A 26,957-nucleotide genomic window follows, 5' to 3' on the forward strand; every position below is an offset into this window, starting at 1 on the left:
GTGGTTTTATGGAAAAGAAAAGCTGTATGATTCTCGCCCTTGATGTTTCCGACAGGGAAGAAGCGCTTAAAATTGCAGAAGACGTTTCGGAATTCGTGGACGCTATAAAGGTAGGCTATCCTCTAATACTTGCTACCGGACTTGGAATTATCAGGGAGCTTGCCGAGTTTGCTCCTATAATAGCCGATTTCAAAGTTGCCGATATTCCAAATACCAACCGCCTTATCTGTGAGCATGTCTTTGAGGCAGGAACCGATGCAGTAATTGTTCAGGGTTTTACAGGCCGGGACAGCCTTGATGCCTGCATTGAGATTGCTTCCGAATACGGAAAAGATGTGTTCGTGGTAAGTGAAATGAGCCACCCAGGAGGAGCTGAATTCCTCCAGCCTGTCGGAGAAGCAATCGCAAGAATGGCAGCCGAAGCAGGGGCTTTTGGCCTTGTTGCACCCGCGACCAGACCGGAAAGAGTGACAACGATTAGAAAAATTATCGGTAACAAACTTACCATCATCTCGCCTGGAGTCGGCGCTCAGGGAGGAAAAGCGTCTGATGTTATTGCCGCAGGCGCAGACTGGGTAATTGTAGGAAGAGCCATTTACAAAGCAGAGTCACCAAGAGAAGCTGCCCGCAAGATTGCTGCTGAGATTGAGGCTGAATTCGAGCAAGAAAACTGAAAAATATTTTTTAAGACATATTTCGTATCTTCATATTTTTTTCTTTTTTTCTGAAAGATATTTCTTATATTAACTGCATGTATTATCTGAATATCAATTAGTAGTGCCTGTGATGAAAAATTATGCTGATTTCGTGATGAGCCCTATGAGTTCTGAGGCACGAAAATTGTCCCGTATCTGATTAGGATAAAAGCTAAAACATGTATCGAAGAAGTAGCGTCTAAATCCCCTAATTCTCAAAAAAGATCAAAACATGTGTAATTATATACTAAAAATTCATAGCTATTTATGGGAATTCGCTCACCCCTATTAAATCCCACATTCCAGGCTCGGAGAGAACTTTTCCAGATAGTTACTCTCCATGACCAGCTTTTAATCTCCATTTAAAAAACGGAAACATTTTCTCGCTACTGGCATCCACTTTTGAATTTTGGTATCATCTCTTTCTGATTATTATTAGGTTGCAATCATTATTCTAACTAGTTTTCTGGATTTATTTGTTCTTTTTTCCCTTTGGTCTTCATTTTTTCACTTTCTCTCCTTTTCCTTTCATTTTAATTTTTTCATCTGATTTTTCAGGTAAGAAGATGTTTAAAGGAAGCGTTTTTAATTCAGCAGGATAAATTACTGGGACAGGTGAACTGGATATGAAAATAGCAGTGTGCGGAAAAGGAGGAAGCGGAAAAAGTACGATTTCGGCGCTCCTGGCAAAGGAAATGGCAAAAACTAAAAACGTGCTTGTGCTCGACATTGACGAGTCCAATTACGGTCTTCACAGCCAGCTAGGAACGGCGGCCCCTAAGGATCTTATGGAATATTTTGGAGGAAAAACAGGCTTTAAGGAAAAACAAAGGACTGCTCCCAAAAAAACGCAGTTCTTGGGACTTGCAGCCAGTGGGAGTACTTCAGGTCAGCCAGCTCAACAGCAGTCCCGCCTTTTCGAGAAGAGATGGAGTTTTTCCGACCTCCCGCCGGAATTTGTGGAAGAAAAGGACGGAGTCAAGCTGATGGCAGTTGGCAAAATCCATGATTTTGGGGAGGGCTGCGCGTGTCCAATGGGAGCTCTGACAAGGGAATTTCTTGAAAACCTTGACCTTGGTAAGGATGATCTTGTAATCGTGGATACCGAAGCCGGCACTGAGCACTTCGGGCGCGGGGTTGATAAGGACTTTGACCTTATTCTTGTTGTTATTGACCCTTCCTACGAGTCCCTCAAGCTTTCAAATAAATTTGATGAATTTGGCGCTCAGTGTGGGTGCAAGGTTTACTTTGTGCTTAATAAAGTTGAACCGGACATAAGGGAAGAGATGCTAGCGTCGGTAAATTGCGCAAATGTCGTGGCTGAAATTCCGGAAAGAAGAGAAATTTTTAAAACGTCTCTTAAGGGCAAAGAACTTGATTTCGAGCTGGATGAAATCAAGAAGCTTGTAGAGTTTCTGGAGAAAAATGGAGTTATTAATTGAATTATTTATTCTTGAGCTGGGCAGCAAGCTAACTTATACCAGCTTTTAAATCTATTTTTGTGTTCTCTCAAAAACTGTAAACTTTCATCGTTTCTTATTTTTCCCTGCAGGTTAATTGATTGTACAAGAGGAGAACTTCAGGGTACTTATCCGAAAGTATATTATTGATCGTGTTATTTGATAATGTAAAAGTTTTACCTGGTTTCGGACAGCAGGTATGGTTTGCTGAACTGTCCTTATAGAACTTCAGATTCGCTGTCACCAATCGAGTAAATTATCTAAATTTGCAGATACTAATCAATATGAATATATTTAATCTGTTATCGTAACGGTATTTTCCTGTATCAGTACTGGAGATAATAATTATGACAATGCGTGAGTACATGCTTGGAAACGTGGCAATTGCCCGCGGGCTTCTTGAAGGCGGCGTGCAGGTTATTGCAGGCTATCCCGGAACTCCGTCTTCGGAGATTATAGATACGCTTGCAGCCCGAAAAGACCGGGATTACTATGTAGAATGGTCGGTTAACGAAAAAGTTGCAATGGAGGTTGCAGTCGGAGCTGCCTGGACAGGCGTTCGTTCTGTAGTAACAATGAAACATGTCGGGCTAAACGTTGCAGCCGATCCCTTTATGACTCTAGCGTACGCAGGGACAAAGGGTGGTCTGATTGTAATCGCGGCTGATGACCCATCGTGCCACTCATCCCAGAATGAACAGGATACGCGGCGCTATGCCCAGTTTGCCCTTGTGCCCTGTTTTGATCCCGCGACTCCCCAGGAAGCAAAGGATATGCTACCCTATGCTTTTGAGTTCTCTGAAAAGTTTGAAGTTCCTGTGATCTTCAGGCCCACCACCCGGATTTCGCACGGAAAGTCAGATATCGAGCTAGGAGAAATACCCGTAGAAAAACCGGCTCCTAGTTTTGAAAAACTTTTGGACCGCTGGGTCATGCTTCCGAAGAACGCACGCCCACGCCATACACATCTTCTTTCTATCCAGCAGTCCATTGAGGATGCTCTTGCCGAATCTCCATGGAACTCCCTTGAGCTGAAATCCGATGCAAAATTCGGAGTAATAGGTGCAGGCATTGCCTCAGTGTATGCAAAAGAAGCACTTGTGGAGCTTGGACTTGAAGTTTCGTACCTTAAGATTGGAACGTATCCGGTTCCGAGAAAACTGATTCTCGAGCTGCTTGAAACCGTAGACACCGTACTTGTGTTTGAGGAACTTGAGCCTATCGTGGAAGAACAGGTAAAGATGATTGCACAGGAAGCCGGGATTGAGGTTTCGGTGCTTGGGAAAACTAATGGTTTTGTGCCAAGGGAAGGCGAACTGAATGTAAGTGCTTTCCTTGAAACTCTTAAGAAAACCTTTGACCTCGAGACCGAATCTGAAACATCAGGCACATCTCTTGAGCTTGCTCCTCGCCCACCTGCTCTTTGTGCGGGCTGTTCTCACAGGGCAACTTTCTACTCAATGAAAAAGGTCTTTGGAAAAGATGCGATTTACCCCAGCGATATTGGTTGTTACACCCTCGGAATCCAGAGTGGTACTGTTGAGACCACACTCTGCATGGGCTCAAGCATCAGCGTTGCTTCAGGGCTTTACCATGCAGGGGAAAAGCGGCCGATCTGCTGTTCTATAGGGGATTCAACCTTTTTCCATTCAGGCATGAACTCACTCCTGAATGCAATTGTTAATAAAGCGAATATTACGGTTACTATTCTGGACAACCGTATTACTGCCATGACCGGACACCAGCCAAATCCGGGAGTCGGGTATACGGCAACAGGAGAGCCAACCGTACAGGTTTCACTTGAAAAGCTCTGCAAAGCAATGGGTGCAGAATTTGTATCGGTTGTCGACCCTTATAAGCTTGAGGAGACTCAGGAAGCTTTCAAGGCAGCAAAGGAATTTGAAGGCGTATCTGTGGTTATTTCCAGGCAACCCTGCGTGATTTCAGGAAAAAGGGCAGGTATACGTCGGGCTCCATATGTTGTTGACCCTGAGAAATGCGAAGGCTGCAAGCAGTGTGTTAAGTTCGGCTGTCCTGCAATTGAGTTTAACGAGAATAACGAATGTGCTGTAATTACGGCCCTTTGCAGTGGGTGCGGAGTTTGTGCCCAGATCTGTAAGTTTGATGCGATTCAGGAGGTGAAGCGATGAGCCCGGCTGAGCAAAATAAATTAGACCTCCTTATTACAGGTGTTGGAGGACAGGGTGCAATTCTTGCCTCGGACATTATAGGAAAAGCCGCAGTTACTGCAGGACTTCCCATCAGGGCTGCGGAAACTCACGGAATGGCACAGCGTGGAGGTTCGGTTGTAAACCATATTCGGGTTGGAAATGACTATGGGTCCATGATCCCGAAAAAAGGTGCAGACCTTCTGCTTGCTCTTGAGCCCATGGAAGCAGTCAGGTACCTGGATTTCCTGAAGGACGGCGGAATTGTTATAATGAATACGCAACCCATAATTCCTGTAACTGTTACCTCAGGCCTTACGAAATATCCGGAAGTCTCAGACATTCTTGATTTTCTTTCGGAAAAATACATAGTCAAAGCCTTTAATGCAGATGATCTGGCTTACGAAGCTGGGAACAGGCTTGCAATGAATGTCGTAATGGTGGGAGCAGTCTCAGGCTATCTGCCGATTCCTAAAGAAACCCTGCTTGAAAGTGTTAAAGCCCTTGTGCCGCAGAAAACAATTGAAGTGAATCTCAGGGCTTTTGAAGCGGGAAGACAAAAAGTAGAGGAAAGTTAAATCTTTCCTTTTACTCCTTTATAATAAAGAAATTGCTATCGTATTTTATGTCACCTGGACAGATGTATTAATTTCACAGCTACTCGTTGTAAATCTCGTTTATTCTTTTAGGATTTGCACAGTTGAACTAAAAATCAACAGTATTAGACCGTTAACTGTCTAAAACGCGACATTAATCCACAGTCTTTTCATTAATTGATTTTGTTACTTAAGTTCGTAAGTCCTATTTCTTTTATAGATCCTACATTCCGCAGTATTTTTTTGAAAATCAATATTTTTCATGATAGCGTTTTTGGAACAGAGTAAATAATTTGGATTTTTAATGGTATTTGGTGAAAAATTGAATGATATCGTTTTTGGTCTCTAAATACACCACATCGTTGCTTTTACCTACTGCATAAAAGTCCAATAAATCTACATTTGATTGAAAATCGATAGCAGTAAAAATATGAATTTACGAAAATTTACTGCGGAAAGTGGGATAGATTCCAGCAAATTGCTAATATCCTTATTACAGCTCGCTTCAAAAATAAAAGGGTTCTTCATTAAATTATATGCACAAACAGAACACAGTTGCCCACAATTTTCGAAATTCCTGTTAATTAATGCGGAACTAGGAGTAGCAATTCGCTACATTTAAGAACTAAAGTTTCTAAGAATACTTTTTTATACTAATACGTTATTTTTACTTTAAACTATATCATTCTTTTATATAATTTGCAATACCTAGCAGGCGTCTTTAACATTTAGAAAAGAAATTATATTGGTGGAAGGTGTTATTATGTTACTAAGTAGTATGTCATCTAGTATTGTCTCAAGCGCTGCTGCATCGAGTGCAGTAACAATGATCACGACTCCAGGGCTTCCTCAGTATGGGGCTGCAATAGTTGTTGGACTGATAGCTCTTCTCTCCCTGAAAGAGGTTTTTTCAGCATCTGAAACGTGGAATAAATACCTTAACAATTCCTTTAATATGGCAATTATTCCTTTGTTCTTCAGCTTTATGGCAATTGTAGTTTTTAATGTTATAGCGATTATCAGACCCTGATAACAGCTTTTATAGAGAATTCTATTATTTTTTATTTTTTTATTACCAGTTAATTTTTTATTTTTTACTTTTTTGGATATTTTCCTATCAAAAAGCATGCTTTTATTTAATCCAAATAATTTTTGTGTCTATTACAGCTATCTATAATCAACGCCAATTCTAATCTCCAGTGTGCCAATCTTCTATAAACTTAAAATATTATAGGGTCCTTCCAAATCAGTACTAAAACTAAGGGCATACAATGCTTATTTTAGATGATTGGTATGCATTTAGAGTTTCCCCAATTAAGGTACACTCTAAAAATCAATTTTTTAGATAAACAATCTATAATACTCTTTTAAATCAAGAAAAAATTGAGATAAATACTTTATTCTTTTACAATTTATATTTATTTACAAATAAGGCATGTGATGTCATTTTCATCCATACAAAATTCAATGTTAAAAGTAAGGAAAAACCAACGTTTAATTTACCAATTAAAGTACTTAAGTAATTTAAACAGCAAATAGATCATTTAATGAATGTACCTTAACTGTGGGAGGGCTGACACTACATTATATTTGGCAAATAAGGTTTAATATTCCTTAAAAACTAATCATTTTTCAAGGGGTCTAAAAATATTAAGAATTTATGGGATAGAAAATTCCATATCCAAAGATTTATTTTCCATCACATACAAAAATTTGATTTTAAATTTACAGTAAATTCGTGACGCTGACAATAGCTAAATACTTACACTGATTTTAAGAAAGTCTCAGAATATTGTCCAGCTACTTAGATAATGGGGAAAAATCCCAAAAAGGAATACATTGACTAAGCCGTGCAGAACAACAACAAAAGGCAGACTTCTTGTCTTGTAGAAAGCGAAGCCCATGAAAAGTCCTACAAAACCTGTATATAATACTTCATGGAAGGTGCCGTATCCCGAGTGCATGAGACCGAATAAGAGCCCTGCAATTAACACCGCTTCTTTCACACCAAGTGCATCTTCGAGCCTGGTCTGGAGGAGTGACCTGAAAATAATTTCCTCAACTAAACCTACTAAGAACACCATTATAAAAGTGAGTATAAGCAGGTTTACGATAGAAAGTTCCTTAATAAGGTAGCCTGGATGGATGGTCAGGTATTCTCCAAGCCCAAGCAGAAAGCCTAGAGGAATTGAAAGGATAATATAAGCCGGAAGATTCTTTGCAGTAATCCCTATATGCTCAAAAGAGGAACGTTGATTAATTACTATAATTGCCAGGGGAACTAAAAGAGGGGCGTAAACGAAAACGAAGGTATAAAGAGTGGTATTAAAAAACACAGGCATAGAAAGATTTACTAATCTAAGGATAGGGAGAAGCATTAGAGCCTGGTAAATTCTGTATACTTTGAGATCCTTTATGACTATATCGGAAAGAGATAACGCAATTAAAACTCCGATATGTATCCAGATAGCGAGTTTCATTTTGCCTGCAAAGATAAGAAGTTCGGCTATGCCTATACATACAACAGGTATTGCGGTAAAGAGCCTGATTCTTGTGGCCTCGTACTCTTCCTGGTTTAATTTTTCAAGCCCTAGTGTTTTCCAGATCTTATGCAAATCGGGAGCTTGCGGAGGCCTTTTGATCATTTCTTGCTCTTTAGAGGCCATACGTCGATACATTAAAAGAATCAGAAGTGCGGCTCCGATTCCTCCAAAAGTGTAAATAAGGTCGACATATTGTTCGACTTGCTGAAAAGGCCCTGAACCCTCATCAGATAACACAAATTTTGAAAAACCTGGTTCTTCCGAATTGTTAACAGGTATCAGTTTCAAAACATGTCCTGCCTGTGAGGATGAGGAATTATTTAAGTCACTACAACATGCAGGAGAAACTGCCAGTAAAGCCAGACTCAACACTGAAATAATTATTAGAAGATCTAGCTTTTTTTGTTTAGTATGAATAAGTCTTTTTTTCATTGGAACACCTTCTTTCATTCAGGGCGAATTCACTTATATTTGCACAGATCTGCCTGAGATTCCACAACATCTTATAGTGAATAATATATAAAGTTTTGTTTATAGTTTTTTATTTTTAATCACAAGTATTAATTTCTTTAAATTCATATACATAAAAAATCAAATTATCTATCTTATAAATGCTGAAGAGGCTGCCCAACTTAGGACTTACGTACTTGAGGAACAAAATAAATCACGGCAGAGACTGTGAATTGAATCCTGTTTTAAACAGTTAACGGCCTAATGCTGTTGATTTTCCAGTTCAACTACGTAAGCCCTACAACTATTACTATCAGTAAGAAACTAACTCCTTCTTTTTCAATTTAAAGGTGTCAAATTATCCTTTTTCGTAATCTTTTGATCCTGAAATAGAATTATCAAACATCATTAAATAACTGAGTATGTTTCGGGTGTTACGCAGTTTGATTTTTTCAACAGCTTTTCTATGGGATCGATAGATTAGGTTGCATTTCTCTAATTAATTTTTCCAGAAATATTTTTTCATCCTTTTCTGTTAAAATGCGAGGAGTGAAAAAGGAGTCAAGATGAAATTAGAATTATTCAGAGATGCTGAGAAAGCCTGGGATATGGTCTGGATGCCTGCAGGCTGGTAATGATCTTGTTTCCACAGTTATTTTATTGTTTCTATGGTTTTTTATCGATTCTCTAGTTTTTTCTTGTTTCCATATTTATTTTCTTATTTTCTGAGATTATCATCTTATGTCTAGCTACTGGATATTTTTAGAATGTCTAACTCAATGATGATGTTGTATCGTTCTGATAACTGAGTGTTTTGTTAACTGAGTATTGTTTTATTCGCAATACTTTCCATTTTATTATCGCATAATTATATTAACTCACTAACTTTATATATAATAAACTAGTTTAGTATATTTATTAAATAAGATTATATGATTTATATAATCGTTCCTTATAGATTTCAAGTAGAATAATGAAATTTGTATTCCTCTGCCAACTCAAACGAGGGGTGTCGTATTGATTATATGAATTTGTTCTACTTTATATATTAGTGGGCAAAAAAATCAAATGATTATTTAATATTTAATATATTTATTTTATAATTTGTATAGCGTTTTAATTATGTTTAAATAATATTTAGTATCCGCACGGATCAAAATTCCATGATGCCTAATACAGATTTGTAAAAGCTTCTTGCCTAAAAGATATGAAAGTGGCTGTAAGAGAGGGGTAATAATAGATGAGTAATGAGCTGAAGCTGGGCAGCAGCTCGCAGTATATGACTCAAAATGAAAATCTGCGCGCTAAAGACACGGTCCCCCAAAATGTAACTGTGATTCTTCCGGTCTATAATGAGGAAGTTTCAGTAGGTAGCGTGGTTTTACAGGCGAAGGAATTAGCCGATAAAGTAATTGTTATAGATGATGCAAGTTCGGACAATACGATTGAAGTAGCTGAGCTTGCAGGTGCAGAAGTAATTCACAAAGTTGGGCATAGAGGGCCGGACTTTCCATTAACAATGGGTATCCAACATGCCTTAGATTCTGATGTTCTACTGTTTATGGACATCAGTATTTGCCACGATTCCAAGCTAATTCCTGAAATGCTTGAGCCCATTCAAAAAGATGGTTTCGATATGGTAATCGGCACCTGTTTTGTCCAATCAAACCGATTACAGGAAAACGTATCTTTTTTGAATGAGACGCAGACAGAAAATGGACCTATAGGATTTTTTGCTTTTTCTAAACAATGCTTTGAGATACTAAGTTCCTCTGATATTTACATTTCTTCTGCAAGTGCCATTATTTCTTTTGCTGAAAATAATAATCTGAAAGCAAAGCACCTTGATCTTAAAGAAGAGCACACATTCAGCCTTTTTAAAAAGTATCACATCGGAGTTGTAGTGCCTGCATATAATGAGGAAGCTTTGTTAGGCAAAACGATAATGGGAATTCCGGAGTATGTAAGCCGCATTTACATAGTAGATGATTGTAGTTCTGATCGAACTCCTGAGGTGATCAAAAGTCTAAAAGATTCCAGAATAGTTTCCTTAAGGCATGAAGTGAATATGGGAGCTGGAAAGTCCGTTGTTGACGGATATAAAATGGCTCTGAAAGGCAAAATGGACATAGTTGTTGTCATGGATGGCGACAACCAGATGGACCCATCCCAGATGCCTCGTCTTTTAATGCCTATAATAGAGGATAAGGCTGACTACACTAAAGGAAACAGGCTTATTACCAGAAAAGCCAGAGAAGGAATGAGCACCTGGCGGTTCATTGGAAATTCTCTACTCTCACTGCTGACTAAAATCGGAAGCGGTTACTGGGACTTAATGGACCCTCAAAATGGTTATGCTGCTGCATCTCGAAAAGCTCTGGAAACAATCGATCTTGATTCCGTATACACATATTATGGCTACTTAAATGATATACTAATTAAACTCAATGCATACGGCATGAGAGTAACTGATGTTGTAATCCCTGCTCGTTATGGAAATGAAAAATCCTCTATAAATTATCGTAAATATATCTTAAAAGTTGCTCCCATGCTCTTTAAAGGATTTCTCTGGAGGCTGAAAACCAAATATATACTTTTGAGCTTCCACCCACTGGTGTTTTTCTATACTGCCAGCATGATCCTTTTGCCCTGTGGACTGCTTTTTGATTTCTGGATATTGTTACAAAAATTGATTCACAATTCGGTTTCTCCAAACTATCCGCTGTTGGGCGTATTTGTTACTTTGATGGGTATGCAGTTGTTGCTTTTTGCAATGTTCTTTGACATGCAGTCGGATATCAGCAAGAAATTGGATCGTAGCTTTTAATAGTTGATAATTGTGACATAGCATTATAATATGAAGGTGTTGTTGGAAAAAATAAACAGTGTAGGACTTACGCACTTGAGAACCAAAATCAATTACGACAAAGACTGTGGATTAAAGTCACATTTTAGATAATTAACGGTTTGATGCTATCGATTTTTTAGTTCGATTGCAAGTTCTACAGTGATAAAACGTGTATAAAATTTATAGAGTTAAGCTAATTGAGTTACATCTTGCCATATCACTTCTAAGAGATTATGTACTGTAGACATCAATGTAAATGAAAATTGCATGGATCCTCTAGAAAATGAGAAACTCACATACTTGACGTAAAGGATGACGATACTCAGAAAACATGTTACATGAATGAGTCTATCTCGAAACCAATTTTGCTCTTAACGATAAGAGTTTTCAGAAAAAATTCCGTGATCAAAAGCTGCATTGACTATTCAAATACTAGATTTACAGAACCAATTTTTGAGTTTCGGGATCAGTTCAACATTAATATTTAAATTTAAATTAAGCCTTTATGAAAAGTATTGCAATATTTAAATATTATCACATTTTTGGGATGAGAATTTGAGAATAATGATTGATATGGGACACCCTGCACACGTTCATCTTTTCAAGAATGTCATATGGAAACTTAATAAAAAAGGCCATCGTGTTTTGGTCACAGCTAGAAATAAGGAAGTTACCATAGATTTGCTCAAGGCATATAATTTTGAATATGTCTCAGTAGGTGAAATTGGGAGTAGTAAAGTTGATTTGGTACGTGAATGGATAAATAGAGATTATGAAATACTGAAAATTGCAAGTAAGTTTAACCCAGATATTCTAATGGGGATGTCAAATCCATGTGTAGCGCATGCGTCTTGGATTCTCAGAAAAAAAGCTATATTGCTGGATGATTCGGAGGTTACTGCGTTTAGTCATAAAATAACATATCCATTTGCAAATGTAATTTGTACTCCATCTCTTTACAAAAAGGATCTTGGCAAAAAACAAGTTAGGTACGACGGTTATCATGAATTGGCATACCTTCACCCAAATTATTTTACCCCTGATCCATCTGTGTTAGAATCTTTTGGGTTCAAAGAAAGTGATAAATATGTAATTTTAAGGTTTGTGTCTTGGGGTGCCAATCACGATATTGGAAATAAGGGTTTGAGTCTGGAGGATAAAAGAAAAGTTGTGCATGAGATTGAAAAATACGGGAAAGTACTTATTACTTCGGAAAAGCCATTGCCAGATGATTTGGAAAAATACAGAATTTCGACAGCACCGGAGAGAATGCATGATCTATTGTTTTATGCTCAGATGTTTTTTGGTGATAGCCAAACAATGACAACTGAAGCTGCAATTCTCGGTACTCCAGCCATAAGATGCAATTCATTTGTTGGTGAAAACGATATGTCAAATTTCAAAGAACTTGAAAATAAATACGGACTGATTTTTAACTTCAATGATCCTGAAAAAGCTTTGAAAAAGGCAGTTGAATTGCTTCATAAACCTGGCATAAAGGAAGAATGGTTTAGTAAAAAGGAACGGTTATTGAAGGACAAAATTGATGTTACTGGATTTCTAGCATGGTTTATAGAAAATTACCCTCAGAGCTTTAATGTAATGAAAGATAATCCAGATTTTCAATATCAATTTAAAATGGTGTAACTATGAGAATTGCAAGTATTGTTGGAGTCAGACCTCAATTTGTTAAAGCTTCTGTAGTTTCAAGAGAATTAAGAAAAAAGAATGAAGAAATTCTGATTCATACGGGGCAGCACTATGATTATCAGATGAATAAACTTTTTTTTGAGGAGCTTAACATTCCCGAGCCTGAATATCATCTTGATATTGGTTCTGGATCTCACGGATATCAAACAGGTGAGATGCTAAAGAAGATCGAAGAAGTTTTAATCAAAGAAAAGCCTGATCTCGTCCTTACCTACGGTGATACCAATTCAACACTTGCAGGAGCTCTTGCCGCATCAAAGCTACATATCAAAACTGCGCATGTTGAGTCTGGTCTCCGAAGCTTCGATAAGGCGATGCCAGAAGAGATCAATAGAATCGTAACAGACCACTGCTCTGATATATTATTTTGCCCAACAGAAAATGCGGTTGAAAATTTAAAAAACGAAGGCATAACAAAAAATGTTTATTTAACCGGAGATGTGATGGTTGATTCTCTATTGTATAACAGGAAGATTGCAGAAGATAAATCTACTATTCTAAATGATTTAGGCCTACAAAGCAAAGGGTACCTTGTGGCCACAATTCATAGAGCCAGCAATACAGATAATGAAGAAAATTTGAAAAATATTGTAAATGCTTTTTCCGAATTAAAGGAAACTATTGTATTTCCATTACATCCCAGGACGGATAAATTTTTGAAAAAATATGGACTCTATGATAGATTGAAATCATCTGTTATTTTAATAGAGCCTTTGGGTTTTTTTGAGTTCATAAAGCTGATGAATAATGCAAAGATGATACTTACCGATTCAGGTGGTGTGCAAAAAGAGGCTTATGTACTCAAAGTTCCTTGCATCACATTGAGGGAGAACACTGAATGGATTGAAACTGTCAACGATGAATGGAACGTTCTTGTTGGAACTAACAAGGAAAAGATTGTCAAAATGGTAAAGGAATTTCGACCTTTTTTAGAGAAACATAGAGATAGATTCGGGAATGGAGATGCAAGTAAGAATATCTTATTAATTATTGATTGTCTCAAAAAACAAGAGGTCAATTTATGACATCCCAAAAAATAATCTGGGATTCTATTGAATCTCTTCACAAGTGGGTAAAAGATCAAGCCTACTATGGTTGGGATCCTTATGACGCTCTGAATAGTAAATTTATCCTAAAACTATGTATGGGGTCACCATCTTTAGAGATATTGGCTACCCAGATTAATAAATATTCTATAGTCAATTTTCGGCCGCTTCTGAGGGTGGAAAAGGGAATTGATGTAAAAGGTATGGCACTCTTTGCCCAAGCATATTCAAAGATGTATACTTTAACAGCTGATGAAAATTACAAAAATGATCTATTAAATTGTATGTTGTTCCTGAAAGAAAAATCACTTGTATCTATTTATGGCCATGATTGTTGGGCTGGTCATTATTATAATTTTCGAAATTCTGACAAAAGTATACTATCTCCTAATATACCAGATGTGATTACTACTTCTAATGTCATTAAAGCCGCTGTAGAAAGTTATAAAGTTCTTAAAAGGAATGATTTGATAAAAATGGCAAGGAGTGGGTACGAGTTTTTAACTAATTCTCTTTTACATGAATCAAAGGATGGATATTTTTATCTTGATTATGATTCTTCAAGTGATGGTAAAATTGTAATTAATGCTTCTGCTGAAGGTTTGTCTGCAATATGTAAACTTATGCATTTGTTTGATGATAAAAATTTGAAAGAAACGTCTTACAATCTTGCTGAGTTTTTAATAACAAATCAAAATACTGATGGTTCCTGGATATATAGCAAATACAACAATGGGAAAATTCGGATTCAGTTAGATTTTCACCAAGGTTTTATTATTAATTCCTTATTGGAATATCTTCCTTTTGCTGCTTTGAACCAAAAAGACCGAATAATTTCATCCATTAAAAATGGTGCCAAATTTTATAAAGAAAAACAGTTTTTTGAGGATGGAACGTGTCATTTTAGATATCCTCAAAAATATCCAATTGATATCCACAATCAGGCACAGGGTATAATCACTTTTAGTAAACTAGCTCCTTTTAATAACGAATTTTCAAATTTTTCTCTAAAAATTGCTTTATGGACAATTTTAAATATGCAAAATAGAGCTGGTTACTTTTATTATCAAAAGTATAGAATTTTTAGAAATAACATTCCTCATATAAGATGGGGACAGGCTTGGATGATGTTAGCTTTAGCTACTTATTTAGAAGTAAAGGAGGAGCAAAAATGATTCGAGTGTTTATGTGTGGTCCAATATCATCATCAGGAGGAGTCTCAACACACACAAAGTATATAACGAAATGTTTATCTAAATTAGGAGTAAAGGTTACTCTCTATAACTTCATTTCAGAAAATAAATATTTATTTAAAAGTATATCTTTAGATAAATTTTATCGACGCACGATTGGTCTCTTTTATACTTCAGTTAGTCACAGAAAAGAATATGATGTACTTCATGTTCAAGCTTCTGGAGGTATCTTCAGTTTCATTTCCTCTATAACAGCATCTATTGTGTCAAAGATTACAAACAAAAAGTTAGTTGTAACCTTTCATCACTCAAAGACGGAAGAATTTGTAAAAAAATATAAATCTTTGTTTAATTTTGTACTAAGAAATACTAATGTTATGGTTTTAGTTTCAAATAAACAAAAGGACTTCATTTCTAAAATGTTCCCAAAAGATTCCCATAAATTAATTGTGATTCCAAACGGCTATGATTCAACTTTATTTTTTCCTCGTGATGCTAATGAGTGTAGAAAAGTTTTAAACATACCTATAAATAAAAAAGTAGTATTTAATGTTTCGAATTTAGTTGAAATAAAAGGTCATAGATATCTTATAGAAGCAATAGGTGATATTGTTAAGAAGAGATCGGATATTTATTGTATTATTGGAGGAAGAGGTTATTTAAAAGAAGAGTTAGAACAGCAAATAAGAGAGTCTAAACTAGAGAACTATGTAAAACTAGTTGGCTGGATCCGAGACGAAGATGTTCCTATTTATATAAACGCTAGTGATTTATTTGTCCTTCCTAGTTTGGGTGAAGGAAATCCTATTGTCATGTTTGAAGCAATAGGTTGTGGAAGACAATTTATTGGAACGAAAGTAGGTGGTATCCCAGAGGTTATAACGTCTGAAGATTATGGCCTTTTGGTTGAGCCTGGTAATTCGCAAGCACTAGCTGAGAAAATAGAAAGTGCTCTATATAATAACGAAAAAAATAAAAAAAATATCAAAAATGTAGAGCAGTATCGGTGGGACAATGTTGCAGAACAAACAAAACAAATTTATTGCAAATTAGAATTGTGAATTTACCTTCTAATTTTTTATTGAAAATATTAAATAATTTAGTCTCTGTTATCTCCAAGTTTATATCTGTAGGACTTACGCGGTTGAGTATTTTTTTTCTACAAATTGTATTAAAGTATTACAGTTGATAAATTATAAAAACATAATTAAAAAACCTGTGAAGTTATATGAAATAAGCCTGCCTAAATGCACTGAACTTGATTACATTAACTTTCTCATCCTATATTTGCAGTAGTTCCGAATAACTCAAGTTCCGAATAATGAATTTGGAACATTAGTAACTAATTATAATTACCCGAAAAAAAGTTTTATTAGATCATGGAATTCATTTTTAATGCCAACAAAAAACGATTCCATGACCTTAGATACAGCCAGCTTGCTGGCTGTATCTTCTGAATTGATTAGCAAATATAATATAATAACTTTGCCAGAATCTGCAAATTATAAATGTCAGGACACTTTAAACATATTGTTGCATGCCGCAACATTCTCTACAAATTCTCTTGAATCTGCAAGTAATGATCTGCAAAGAAAAAATCCTGACTTAAGAATACCTTCAGCAGATACTATTTTCAATTACATCAACGAAAATAAAATTGAAGATATTCTTTCCTCCTTTAGAAAAATGAATCTTGAGCTTTTCAAGATGATGAAACTTGAAAACAAGATTCACGATATAGCTATTGATTTTCATGACATTTCCTATTATGGAGATAAAAATACTCCTGGTATTAGGGGAATAAAACTAAAGAATGGTAGTTCATGGGGTAAATCGTTCTGTACTCTTGATATAACGCACTTTCCGCAGTAAATTTTCGTAAATTCATATTTTTCAGATCATGTACTTACTTCTTATAAAATCCCATTCAATTTCACCTTGATGACTCTCTCCCAGCTCTGAATCCACAACTCATCTTGGTCATTATGGCCTTATTGCTGGCGTATTTGACGAACTTGAAATTTCAGATTTGATTGACACTCTTCTTCCTAAGAAAAGTGGCCATAACATTTCTCATTCTACTGTTCTTAAGGCAATGTGCATTAACGGTTTAGGATTTACTGAACGTCGTCTTTACCTATTTTCTGCTTTCTTTGAAAACTTGCCCACTGAAAGGTTACTGGGAGAAGGTGTTCTCCCAGAACACCTTAATGATGACGTTTTTGGCAGAACTCTGGACAAAATCCAGGAATATGGAGCAACCGAACTCTTCAATCATATAATTCTGCAAGCTATGAAACACGTTCCTATTAATCCTCGTTTTTGTCATTCAGATACTACAAATTTCAGTGTTTATGGTGACTATGACCATAATGATAACGGCAAAACTATCAACATTACTTATGGTCATCCTAAAGACAAGAGAGTAGACTTACTTCGTTTTTCTATTTATATGGTTACTGACCAGAAAGGAATTCCTCTGTTTGTGAGAGCATTAGATGGTAACAGTTCCGATAAGAAAGTTCTCATCAAAACCATAAAGGAAGTAACACAGAACCTGAATCTTGATCAGAGAGTCTACCACATTGCAGACAGTGCATTTTATACTGAAGATAATGTCAAAGAGATAGGAAATAATGCTTTTTTCATCTCGAGAGTACCTGCAACCATCAATGAATCAAAGGAATTATTGATGACAGACTTAATTCTGGAAACATGCTCTGATGAACGTTATTCTTGTTCTGCTGTAAAATCCTGTTATGGTGGAGTAGAACAGTTATGGGTTGTATTCTGTTCAGAGGAAATGAAAAAGAAGGAAGAGAAGAAATTTGATGAAAAGATTCTTAAAGAGCTTGACGCAGCAGAAAAGTCTCTTAAAAAGCTTTCTAATCATGAGTTTGCTTGTGAAGCAGACGCAAGAATGGCTGCTGAACAATAGTTGAAAGAGAATGAACTGTATGAATTCCAGAAACTTGAGATACAAACTAAGTCACACAGACTTGAAAACAAGAAAGGAAGACCAGGGAAAGGTGAAGATGTACAGACTTTTTGCCTGATAGAAGCAGAGATAAAACACGATCAGGAGAAAGTACAGGAAAAAAGAACAAAGTTAGGAAGGTTCATTCTTGCAACCAATGATCTGGAGTTGACTCCAGATCAACTCCTAAAGTACTATAAAGAACAGGGAACAGTTGAAAGAGAGTTCAGGTTCCTTAAAGATAAGAGTTTCAGAGTGTCTTAAGGTGTACCTGAAAAAAAGTCCAGAATAGAAGCGCTTGCGATGGTAATGGTTCTATGCTGGTTATTGTATTCAATAGCTGAGTGGAAACTGAGAACAAGATTGGAAGAAGCAAAAGAAGCTATCAGAAACCAGGTTAAGAAGAAAACACAGACTCCGACAATGAAATGGGTATTCTTTCAGTTCAGGAGAATAACGGAGTTAGAGATCGAAATTGAGGGAAAGAGGATAAAGAAGGTATTAAATCTGGACGAAGAAACAATTAAAGTGCTGAGATTGATGGGAGAAAAATACGAAAAATATTATATGTGAAAAAATACTGCGGAAAGTAGGATATAATTGGAACTTCTCACTTAACACTTGACGTAATAGACATCAATAGTTTGAACAAGAATTATTCTCTTTTAATCGAATCTTTATTCAAAAGACTTCAAACGATAGGTGTAAAAACAGGAACAGTATACCTTGATAGAGAATTTTTTAACACTGATGTGATTCCAAAATTGGATGAACTTAAAGTCAATTTTGTTATAGCAGTTAAATCGACTCAGGTTATCAATAGAGAACTTAAAAATCATCAAAAAGAGTATGGAAATACTTCGACTATTTTTGAATATCAATTTCAGAAAGGAGGACCTTCTTTTAATGTTGTGGCAATATATAATGATGAAAAGAAAAAGTATCTTCTGTTTGCTACAAACAAAAAAGCAGAATCAATTGAGAAATTTGAAAAGATGATTCCTGAAGAATATAGAAAACGATGGAATATAGAAACTGGATATAGAGTGAAAAACGAGTTCAAGATACGATCATGTACAAAATCTCCAGTAGCGAGATTATTGTTCTTTATTATTCAATGTATAATGTACAATGTGCTAAATATGCTAAAGTCAGTTCTAAAAATTACAGCTTATGAGCTAAAATCATTAATAAATGAAGATATAAACAAAGTTGTAAGATATGGACTAAAGTCGCTGAATTTTATTCCTGTTAGTGTGTTACTGGATTGTTTGAGATGGGTCAATGAAGAAAGAAATCGAGTGCTACGCACTCGATTAACTATAATATAACTTATCTCAAATTAAAGTTTAAGAACCTAATAGCGTATGCTATAAAATTACTCAATGTGATCTGATTTTTTGAAAAATGTAAGTGAAAGTTATAGCTTAAGAATTTTAAAATCTGAGCAATAATATAGTCTACTTTGAAAATTAATGGATAAAATGTAAGTTCAGTTTGTTTTTATCATTCGGAAATCAGTCTGATCGGAACTACTGGAGTCAATGAAAGACTTATATGCTAGGACATTATAACTTAATTATTTCCAATTTGTATTCGGTTAAGATATGATTTATCAGAGATGTGTTATTTCGATATATATATATTTGTAGTTGTAAATTCGATAGAAATGTTTACAAAAGCGTTATTTCATAGCTCTTTATAATGGAATCAAAAGCAACGAGGAAAGTATGTTTTTAAAAATTCCTTTTAAGATATTACGTTTAGCAACTGCTTATGTAAGGATAAGGGTAAAAAATATTATTCTCAAATTGAAACTTGTTTTTGGAAAAAATGTGTTCATAGGAAGTAATGTTGTTATAGATCCTGGATACCATTGGTTAATTTCTATTGGTAATAATTCTGCTATTACTAACGGTGTGACTATACTATCTCATGATGGCAGTCTTAGCAGACATACTGGGTATACAAAAATAGGGAAAGTATCGATTGGTTCTAATACTTTTATCGGTGTCAAAAGTATCATTTTACCAGGCGTCAGTATAGGTAATAATGTTATTATTGGGGCGGGGAGTGTTGTTACAAAAGACATACCAGACAATTCAGTTGCTATAGGGAATCCAGCAGTAGTAGTGGGGTCTATTAAGGATTATATTAATAAACATAAAAGAATGATAAGAACATCTGAAGTCTATGAATGTCAATCCTTACTAAAAGATAATATCAGAGATTTTAAGGGAGAGATTGGCTACGTTAAGACAAATTTTGAAAATCATGAGGACCTATAAAATTAGGCACACTACCATGTTGGCTCTTCGCTGTTTTGAATGGGTAATTTAATATAAATATATAAATATAAGTTAGTAATTATTTATTTTATTACTACTGGAGTGCAGAGGGTCACGAATACCCCATTCTTTACAGGCTGTCCGACAATTATCTCAGTTAATTGAGGTTTCTGCTTTGAATATATTAATTATTATATAATATTTTACTACTTTTTTGATTTATGGCGTTTATCAAATCTTCAAAGAATCAAGTTTGGATCTTGCCTCCAGATATTCGAGATCTAATTCCTTCAGATCATATCTGCTACTTGGTTGAGTCTTTTATAGATGAGATGGATCTCAGTGAATTTGAAACAACGTATGACGGTTCTGGACACCCAGCTTATCATCCCTGCATAATGTGTAAAATTTTGATTCAATCTATGCTTGACAGAGTTCGATCATCGCGAGCGATAGCTCGCAATGTCCGAGAAAATGTAGTTTACATGTATTTGGTTGAAAACCTCAACCGGATTTTAGAACAATCAGTGATTTCAGAAAAGAAAATGAAAAATTGATTACAGAACTGTTCAAAAACACAGTTAAAGCAGCTAAAGATCTAGGAGTAATAAGTCTTGAGCAGTTAAGTATTGACGGCTCCATAGTAAAAGCTTCTGCGTCAAAAAATAATGTGGTTTTGGAAGAGGTCTTGAGAGTTATTGGAGAATACGTTAACAATGAATTAAAAAAGGTATTGAAGTAGACAAACTTGAAGATGAACAGTTTGGCAACTGTCGTGGTTACGATCAATTGAATGAAAGTGGAAAATACAAAGTAAAAGCTGTAGTTGCGAAGTATATAAAGCAAGGGTATTGTTAACTAATTATAGCTATCTCTTTATTTCTATGTTTCATCAATAGAAGAACAGAGTACTTTAGCATTTCAATACTCTTCGTATAACATTTTGTCTTTCGTCTCAACCTTGCCAGAAAGTGCCTCAATATGCCGTTATATCCTTCAACTGTATATGTTTCGGCTTTGGATTGAGTATGAATATTTTCTGGAAGAAACTCTGCATATGCTCTCCAGTGATCTGTCATCACTTCTCCAATCTCTTTTTGCTTTAATTTTTCCCATATTAGTTGTCCAGTTTCCGTTCCTCTGCTGCCAAAAGAGCAGTTGATGAATTTTTTTCCTAACTCTATCAACAGCAATCCAGATCCAGAAATATTTTTTTGTTACCGATGTAAGTGTGCATCTCATCCATTTCAACAATAGATATCTCATTTTCGCTTTTTAGGTCCTCCAACTCCTGACCAAATTTCTTTATCCATTTTTGGATAGAAATATGACTTACTCCTAAAAATCGTCCTATTGAGCGAAATCCTAACCCTTCAAGATAGAGTTGCAAAGCCTGTCTCTTAACAGAAGGGGAGCTAGCAGTTGATTTTACCTCTACGGTATAGTTATATCCACAATCATGGCATTTGTAGCGTTGACGTCCAAAAACTATACCATTTTTTTTGTGAGTGGAACTATTACACCTTGGGCAGTTCATATAGAAATATAGGTTCTCATTATACATAACTATAGTTAACTACCAAAGCCAATATTATATGTGAAAAAATACTGCGGAAAGTAGGTAGAATCATTCCAAACTAGTGTTATGATAATTTAATTATTATGCATAATCATTGATATCCTCTCATCAGAACATGATGATTCAAGTTTACTATATGACCAATAACTAAATTTTCTTGACACTAGTATTAAAACTAAGGAAATTTGGAAATACTGAGTTTGGAATAGGTTCAAATATACGCTTTTGCTTCCTTTGTATCGTATATACAATTAAACTTTTGATCTAATGTTGATTCGAAACCAGAACCTATAAAATATAGGGGATGCTTATACCCTCCCATTTGTACAGCACGTGTTTGAAAATCTTTTCTATAAATAATCATCTTTCCCTTTAAAAAATCAACATCTATTTCTTTGTTAATTGTTAATTTATAAGATATTGCATTATCTCTTTTAAGATATGTTCTAAAAGGTCTATTGCATGTTTGTAAATCACTTACAATGACTCCGTTATACGAATTGTTTACTTTTGAAAATAATGCCATTTCAGATTCAGTCCAAAGGAGTTTACTGGTTGTTTCTTTAGCAAAGATCGGTGAATCAGTATTTGCATAGTTAGAAGTCATCATCAAAAAAGTAGATGTTAATAGTAAGATTAAAATGAAACAAATACCTTTTTTAGCATTATTACTAAATATATTTAAAAATTGCAGAATACCATAACCTACAAATGGTATAAATGTAATATATATATAAACTTGCCACCTAAATGGCACAATATTTTTCATTCCAAACAATGGAAAGCAAAACATTATGAAGAATAAAACTGCGTTTGTTAAAATTAGTGAGAATTTAATATTATTTATATGATTTTTTGATAGGCAAACTAGACTTCCAATTGCACCAAAAAAAAGGTAAATTAAAAAACCCAGTATATCGTATAATGTATACAATGAATCTTGAATATTGGATAACGTCATTCGATTTAAAAATTGTGATTCAACATTTAATGATTTCTCTAGTCCAATAATTATAAGATCTAAAAATGGATAGTTTGGATCTGTCCATTTATACACTAAGATAACAATGAACGTTATTATCAGTCCGCAAATACTTAATTTGTTTTTATATATATTTTTCTTACAAACGTGAACATACAAACTTTGCCATATGTAAATATTAATATAAGATATAATTCCAATAAAAGCCGCTACAACATGTGAATTTACAATTAAAATTGTGTTTAATATTGTAAAACTCCTATACGTCATAAGATATTTTTTACTACTTTGTTTAATTAATAACCAAATTAAAAAAGTGTATATTGCAATTCCAAAACTCATTGCTACTATGAAAATTCCCCAGAACAGATGATGTTCTGACATATTTAACAGTAAAGTAGAGAATAATGCAACTCTTTCGTCATTAAATATCTCTTTTATGAATAAGTAAAAGAATATTGAACTTAATACAAGCACTATACTGATAATAAACATTGATTCTTTTATATTCAAATTTTCAATCAAGTTTCCTGTACATGACAGTAAGTGCGCTATTGGATAATGGGTATAGTAATTATCCATACCAGTTTCACTTGGATATATTCCAATTTCTATATGCTTTGTATCTAAAAAACTTTTTATGTATTCGTAATGTGCCCATGAATCATGTCCTACTGGATAAGGTGAGATAAACCACACAGAAGCTCTTACTAGTAGTGAAATGAACATTATTTTAAATAGTAGTATAAGTATAGTAATATTGTTTTTAAAATTTGATGTTAGAATTTTAGAACCTAATGCTGCCACCCCAATAGAGATACTTATGAAGAAAATTAATGATCTGTGATAAAGGTCTGCAGTGTTGTAACTATATATCGCAACTGCTATACATCCCCAGTATAAAATGTCCATGAATTTTGAAACTTTGGTTTCTAAGTTTAAGTTTAATTTATTGTTTGAGTATCTTATAAATTTATCACGGTTTTGTAAATAAACTAAGCAAGTTATTGATATTAAAGGTCCTATAGAGAATATGTAATTGTTGCTATATATTAAATTTAAAAATGTTATAATTAATCCTAGCAAAAAACCAGCAACCGAAAATACCTTATCAATTGTATTAATTTTTTCTTTTTTAATTTTAATAGCAATAAGACTGCAAATAATTATTGTGACTATGATCATGTAAGGTGCTAAATCTTTAAAAAAGTACATTTCCAGACTCCTCTATATCGAAAGATTTTACTTTTTCAATAATTTACATTTAAACTTCTTTATTTTATATTTATATATTTTATTATAAAACATAAGTTTAGTATAAAAGTAAATATTAACGAGAAAGTTGTAGAGCTTGCAGCGCCTATTAGTCCAAACTTTGGAATCAATAAAAAGTTTAATGTTGTGTTTAGTATAGCACAAAGGCCATTAAGTTTAAACGATAAATTTACTTTTCCAATGCTTGCAAATATTGAGCCAACAGACATCCATGGTGCATATATCAGGTATCCAATGGATAATATTAACATCGGTGTATATGCCGGTATAAATTCTTCTGAGAATAGTATGAGAATGATATATTTTCCAAACACAGTTAATAAAATTAAAAATATTATTTCAATCAAAAAAATTTTTATCATTGTATTTTTAACTAATTTTTTGATTTTTGAGTGCTCTTTTTTCTCATGATGTGTAGCTATTGCTGGTGTTGCTACTGTGTTGATGGCGCTTGGAATTAATGTCATACCTTGTATTATAATTACTGCTGTAGCATAGTACCCTACATCGGTTTCACTCATGAAACGACCTATAAGTAAACTGCCAATTTGTGTGTTAATCATGTTAATGGAATTTCCAAGCACCACATAAAATCCGAACCATGTAATTTCTCTCAAGATGTTAACTAATACTATTCTGGAAGGCAAAGAAAATGATCTTCTGATATATAACAGAGATAAAACTCCTATCATCACTGTAGGAACTACAAAACCAATTACTGCTCCTGTAATTCCCATATTCAAGAAAAACACAAAGAAAATTGATACTAGAAAGACGAATGTGTTTTGGAGAATATTTATCGCTGCAAAATGATCCATCTTTCTGAATCCATTCAATGTACCTAATGTGACTTTTTGAATTGCTATAAATGGGAAACAGACTGTTGTTATTTTTAACAATGTTACCATTTCAGGAATATGAAAAAAATTTACAGATATAAACTCAGAAGATGAGTATAATATTATGCCCATTATTGAGCCACTAACTATAGAACCTATAACACCAGAAGAAATATAATCTTTTGTTTTAGATATATTATTTTTATATTTTGCAACAGAGTTTGTCAACGCCGCTCCAAAGCCAAAAGCGGCGAACTGCATTCCAAAAATATAAATTGTAAATACCAATGTATAGGTCCCAAGCCCTTTTGGACCTAATTCTTTACCAAGTACCATTCTTAATAAAAGATGAGCAAGAGATGATGTTACAAGGCTTAAAAATGACCACTGTACATCTCTTATTGTTTTATTGGATCTGTAACTTAGAATATATTGCCTTGCATTTATTAGTTTATTAATGAAAAACATCTTCTTCCTGCCTTTAAAGGGGATAAAATCAAGCGGATAAATTTGTGAAATTTGCAGCTCTCAAAAACTACTATCAAATTCCGTTAAAGGAAATAATAACCCTTAACAATTTAGTTTGAACAGAAGTTAATAACCGAATATGGAATTGAGAAATTATATTATCATCAACGGTTACTGGGGAAGTTTTCCATCCCCGCAGCAAGCTAGCGGGGTATTCGACTGAAATAAAATAATAGTAAATCACGCAGACTCACTTTTGTCTACCTTCTTACAAACCCCCTGTTCGATTTTTCTCAATTTTATATTGTTATTTTTGCTACTCAGGTAGTAGTCCTCTGAGTTTTTTGCTCATAGTTATTTACACAATTTATTAAGGAATGCTTGAAATATAAGTTCAAGTTTTTCCTTCTGGAATTGCTCTATAATTCCATTTCCCCAAATAATCATCAAATACAATTTTCATATTTTCCTTGAAGTTTTCACTTACTTTTTGCTTGTTTCTGTCTTTACAGTCTGTCATTGTAACAGCTTTTTTCATTTTTCTTTCTACAAAACCGTGTTTCTCCAAAAGCTGCTTTACCACATATGGTGATATATCCTAGATTCTGCAGGTCGATATAAGGAATTTGAATATTTCTCTTGATATCGTTTTTGAATATTTGATAAATATACATTAGATTTAAAGTTGATTAACATATGGCTCAACTCCCACGACACATATAAACACTGAATCATTTTTCCATTAAAGTTTAGTATGAGAGATTATGTTTGAATCATATGTAAACTTCACAACTACACACAATAAGGGTTCATCATTTCAAAATCGCCATCAGCAAAAAGTATCGAAAATGAAATGTCGACCTGCCGAATATAGGATATATTCACATCTCTCGATTTAAAAGCATTTGAAATTTCTTTAAATGAAAGGTTTGTCCATTTTATTTCTTCATCCATAGAACTTCCAGCAGTATGATCTTTTAAGATCTCAAAGAAGACTTCATCGATATTTTCCACAGTGTCGATGATTTTCTTTTTACCTCCACCAGGCTTTCGAATTCTGTCATCAGGTGTTTTTATACCATTAGTGATTTCATTAATTCCAGCCATGACAGTTTGGAAATGACAGCCCAGTACACTACTTATATACTTTTGTCCACCATGACCTAACTTAATTGCTTCTATAGCTGCATATCTTCTTCGGTCTTTCTCATTTAATGAATCAAAAAATGATTTCATTTGTTTTTCGGTTTCTTCCGAATATTTTTCGCGGAGCATCCAAGGAGATTCCTTTCTGGTTTGTAATTAGTTCAAGCAGAATTGCCTTTAGGCAATGAAAATATATGAAATTATATTTTGTCATTCCTAAATCACGGAAGTGTGGAGTTTTTAATCTTTCTTTGCAAATCTTTGCAGTAAATTTAAAGCTATCAGTAGCAAGCTTAATTATTTTTTAACTTTATATATATGTCGATTCATTTTGAATTCTCGCTTTAGAAAAACAAATCTGTTGAATATTTCTCAGCAGAAGTAGTTAAACTTGTTAGAAATGATATGAGTAAAATCAAAAGAAAATTAATGGATAAATTAGTAAATTACTATCCAGATTCTGCTAACATTCCGGCAGAAACTTTAATCTCCGATCCATTCCTTTTAATGATCACATATAGTCTGCCTATGGCTTTTATGACTTTGACAGGAGTTTACTGCATTTGATAGCAGGTCTGATAAATATGCCGTAAAAAGGCCGTAATTCCGACTAAAGCTATATGGCTAGGCACTATGTTTTCTAACCGGTTTTTCTTCATTTCTTCAGAAGTTGCCGCAAATAATCTCACATAGT

The 26,957-nt window shown here is 34.5% G+C and carries 17 protein-coding genes and 4 pseudogenes; 14 read left to right on the top strand and 7 right to left on the bottom strand.

Going from position 1 to position 26,957, the window contains the following annotated elements; genetic code table 11:
• Window positions 1-8 precede the first annotated feature (8 nt).
• From pyrF to iorB, 4 genes are all read left to right on the top strand, one after another.
• Window positions 9-674, top strand: coding sequence for an orotidine-5'-phosphate decarboxylase (gene pyrF, locus MSBRW_RS04970; protein ID WP_011305105.1), 666 nt, complete (start codon window positions 9-11; stop codon window positions 672-674).
• Window positions 675-1,321: 647 nt separating this feature from the next.
• Window positions 1,322-2,137, top strand: coding sequence for an ATP-binding protein (locus MSBRW_RS04975; protein WP_011305104.1), 816 nt, complete (start codon window positions 1,322-1,324; stop codon window positions 2,135-2,137).
• Between the two features lie 365 nt (window positions 2,138-2,502).
• Window positions 2,503-4,305, top strand: coding sequence for an indolepyruvate ferredoxin oxidoreductase subunit alpha (gene iorA, locus MSBRW_RS04980; RefSeq protein WP_011305103.1), 1,803 nt, complete (start codon window positions 2,503-2,505; stop codon window positions 4,303-4,305).
• Window positions 4,302-4,901: an indolepyruvate ferredoxin oxidoreductase subunit beta gene (gene iorB / locus MSBRW_RS04985; RefSeq protein ID WP_011305102.1), complete on the top strand. Its 600-nt coding sequence runs from the start codon at window positions 4,302-4,304 to the stop codon at window positions 4,899-4,901. Before iorA ends, iorB begins: the two co-directional genes overlap by 4 nt.
• 867 nt (window positions 4,902-5,768) lie before the next feature.
• On the opposite strand, the gene MSBRW_RS21785 is transcribed toward iorB, so the two are convergent.
• A complete protein-coding gene (locus MSBRW_RS21785; RefSeq protein WP_155398117.1) occupies window positions 5,769-6,047 on the bottom strand; it encodes a hypothetical protein in 279 nt (92 codons plus the stop codon).
• A 656-nt stretch (window positions 6,048-6,703) separates the two neighbouring features.
• Complete coding sequence (locus MSBRW_RS04995; protein ID WP_230669969.1) at window positions 6,704-7,894, bottom strand: CPBP family intramembrane glutamic endopeptidase; 1,191 nt, start codon at window positions 7,892-7,894, stop codon at window positions 6,704-6,706.
• Window positions 7,895-9,152: 1,258 nt separating this feature from the next.
• Between MSBRW_RS04995 and MSBRW_RS05000 the strand changes: the two genes are divergently transcribed.
• The 10 genes and pseudogenes from MSBRW_RS05000 to MSBRW_RS20800 form a co-directional block, all read left to right on the top strand.
• A complete protein-coding gene (locus MSBRW_RS05000; RefSeq protein WP_011305099.1) occupies window positions 9,153-10,739 on the top strand; it encodes a glycosyltransferase family 2 protein in 1,587 nt (528 codons plus the stop codon).
• A 585-nt stretch (window positions 10,740-11,324) separates the two neighbouring features.
• Window positions 11,325-12,407 carry a DUF354 domain-containing protein gene (locus MSBRW_RS05005; RefSeq protein WP_329957346.1) on the top strand — a complete coding sequence of 361 codons (1,083 nt, stop codon included), beginning with the start codon at window positions 11,325-11,327 and terminating at the stop codon, window positions 12,405-12,407.
• Between the two features lie 2 nt (window positions 12,408-12,409).
• Window positions 12,410-13,495 (top strand): non-hydrolyzing UDP-N-acetylglucosamine 2-epimerase, encoded by a 1,086-nt coding sequence (gene wecB, locus MSBRW_RS05010; RefSeq protein WP_011305097.1) that lies wholly within the window; start codon window positions 12,410-12,412, stop codon window positions 13,493-13,495.
• Window positions 13,492-14,691, top strand: a complete 1,200-nt coding sequence (locus MSBRW_RS05015; protein ID WP_011305096.1) for a prenyltransferase/squalene oxidase repeat-containing protein — start codon at window positions 13,492-13,494, stop codon at window positions 14,689-14,691. Before wecB ends, MSBRW_RS05015 begins: the two co-directional genes overlap by 4 nt.
• Complete coding sequence (locus tag MSBRW_RS05020; RefSeq protein ID WP_230669971.1) at window positions 14,637-15,770, top strand: glycosyltransferase family 4 protein; 1,134 nt, start codon at window positions 14,637-14,639, stop codon at window positions 15,768-15,770. The genes MSBRW_RS05015 and MSBRW_RS05020 overlap by 55 nt, the downstream gene beginning before the upstream one ends.
• A gap of 334 nt (window positions 15,771-16,104) precedes the next feature.
• Window positions 16,105-16,563 (top strand): annotated as a pseudogene (locus tag MSBRW_RS05025) (ISH3-like element ISMba14 family transposase); the annotation flags it as partial.
• A 91-nt stretch (window positions 16,564-16,654) separates the two neighbouring features.
• A pseudogene (locus MSBRW_RS05030) lies at window positions 16,655-18,259 on the top strand (IS1634 family transposase); the annotation flags it as partial.
• Between the two features lie 20 nt (window positions 18,260-18,279).
• A pseudogene (locus MSBRW_RS05035) lies at window positions 18,280-19,017 on the top strand (ISH3-like element ISMba14 family transposase); the annotation flags it as partial.
• A 399-nt stretch (window positions 19,018-19,416) separates the two neighbouring features.
• Window positions 19,417-19,974, top strand: a complete 558-nt coding sequence (locus MSBRW_RS05040; RefSeq protein WP_011305092.1) for an acyltransferase — start codon at window positions 19,417-19,419, stop codon at window positions 19,972-19,974.
• Between the two features lie 221 nt (window positions 19,975-20,195).
• Window positions 20,196-20,820 (top strand): annotated as a pseudogene (locus tag MSBRW_RS20800) (transposase); the annotation flags it as partial.
• Window positions 20,821-20,828: 8 nt separating this feature from the next.
• Here the strand turns inward: MSBRW_RS20800 and MSBRW_RS20805 are convergent.
• The 5 genes from MSBRW_RS20805 to MSBRW_RS20120 form a co-directional block, all read right to left on the bottom strand.
• Window positions 20,829-21,511 (bottom strand): IS1-like element ISMba2 family transposase gene (locus tag MSBRW_RS20805; RefSeq protein WP_076611662.1). Its coding sequence is split into 2 segments (ribosomal slippage): window positions 20,829-21,190 and window positions 21,190-21,511, totalling 684 coding nucleotides; the frame shifts between segments, so codons are not numbered across the junction.
• Window positions 21,512-21,764: 253 nt separating this feature from the next.
• A complete protein-coding gene (locus tag MSBRW_RS05065; protein ID WP_011305087.1) occupies window positions 21,765-23,750 on the bottom strand; it encodes a hypothetical protein in 1,986 nt (661 codons plus the stop codon).
• Window positions 23,751-23,809: 59 nt separating this feature from the next.
• On the bottom strand, window positions 23,810-25,117 hold the full coding sequence (locus tag MSBRW_RS05070; protein WP_011305086.1) for a flippase: 1,308 nt from the start codon (window positions 25,115-25,117) through the stop codon (window positions 23,810-23,812).
• A gap of 394 nt (window positions 25,118-25,511) precedes the next feature.
• On the bottom strand, window positions 25,512-25,700 hold the full coding sequence (locus tag MSBRW_RS05075; protein WP_048102255.1) for a hypothetical protein: 189 nt from the start codon (window positions 25,698-25,700) through the stop codon (window positions 25,512-25,514).
• A gap of 209 nt (window positions 25,701-25,909) precedes the next feature.
• Window positions 25,910-26,392 (bottom strand): hypothetical protein, encoded by a 483-nt coding sequence (locus MSBRW_RS20120; RefSeq protein ID WP_011305085.1) that lies wholly within the window; start codon window positions 26,390-26,392, stop codon window positions 25,910-25,912.
• Window positions 26,393-26,957: the final 565 nt, after the last annotated feature.

This window comes from Methanosarcina barkeri str. Wiesmoor, from assembly GCF_000969985.1.
Lineage (GTDB): Archaea > Halobacteriota > Methanosarcinia > Methanosarcinales > Methanosarcinaceae > Methanosarcina > Methanosarcina barkeri_B.

What these genes read in the sequence shown, in the direction of transcription:
- pyrF (WP_011305105.1), top strand. Translation starts at nt 9, where the DNA reads ATGGAAAAGAAAAGCTGTATGATTCTCGCCCTTGATGTTTCCGACAGG.
- MSBRW_RS04975 (WP_011305104.1), top strand. Translation starts at nt 1,322, where the DNA reads ATGAAAATAGCAGTGTGCGGAAAAGGAGGAAGCGGAAAAAGTACGATT.
- iorA (WP_011305103.1), top strand. Translation starts at nt 2,503, where the DNA reads ATGACAATGCGTGAGTACATGCTTGGAAACGTGGCAATTGCCCGCGGG.
- iorB (WP_011305102.1), top strand. Translation starts at nt 4,302, where the DNA reads ATGAGCCCGGCTGAGCAAAATAAATTAGACCTCCTTATTACAGGTGTT.
- MSBRW_RS21785 (WP_155398117.1), bottom strand. Translation starts at nt 6,047, where the DNA reads ATGCTTTTTGATAGGAAAATATCCAAAAAAGTAAAAAATAAAAAATTA.
- MSBRW_RS04995 (WP_230669969.1), bottom strand. Translation starts at nt 7,894, where the DNA reads ATGAAAAAAAGACTTATTCATACTAAACAAAAAAAGCTAGATCTTCTA.
- MSBRW_RS05000 (WP_011305099.1), top strand. Translation starts at nt 9,153, where the DNA reads ATGAGTAATGAGCTGAAGCTGGGCAGCAGCTCGCAGTATATGACTCAA.
- MSBRW_RS05005 (WP_329957346.1), top strand. Translation starts at nt 11,325, where the DNA reads ATGATTGATATGGGACACCCTGCACACGTTCATCTTTTCAAGAATGTC.
- wecB (WP_011305097.1), top strand. Translation starts at nt 12,410, where the DNA reads ATGAGAATTGCAAGTATTGTTGGAGTCAGACCTCAATTTGTTAAAGCT.
- MSBRW_RS05015 (WP_011305096.1), top strand. Translation starts at nt 13,492, where the DNA reads ATGACATCCCAAAAAATAATCTGGGATTCTATTGAATCTCTTCACAAG.
- MSBRW_RS05040 (WP_011305092.1), top strand. Translation starts at nt 19,417, where the DNA reads ATGTTTTTAAAAATTCCTTTTAAGATATTACGTTTAGCAACTGCTTAT.
- MSBRW_RS05065 (WP_011305087.1), bottom strand. Translation starts at nt 23,750, where the DNA reads ATGTACTTTTTTAAAGATTTAGCACCTTACATGATCATAGTCACAATA.
- MSBRW_RS05070 (WP_011305086.1), bottom strand. Translation starts at nt 25,117, where the DNA reads ATGTTTTTCATTAATAAACTAATAAATGCAAGGCAATATATTCTAAGT.
- MSBRW_RS20120 (WP_011305085.1), bottom strand. Translation starts at nt 26,392, where the DNA reads ATGCTCCGCGAAAAATATTCGGAAGAAACCGAAAAACAAATGAAATCA.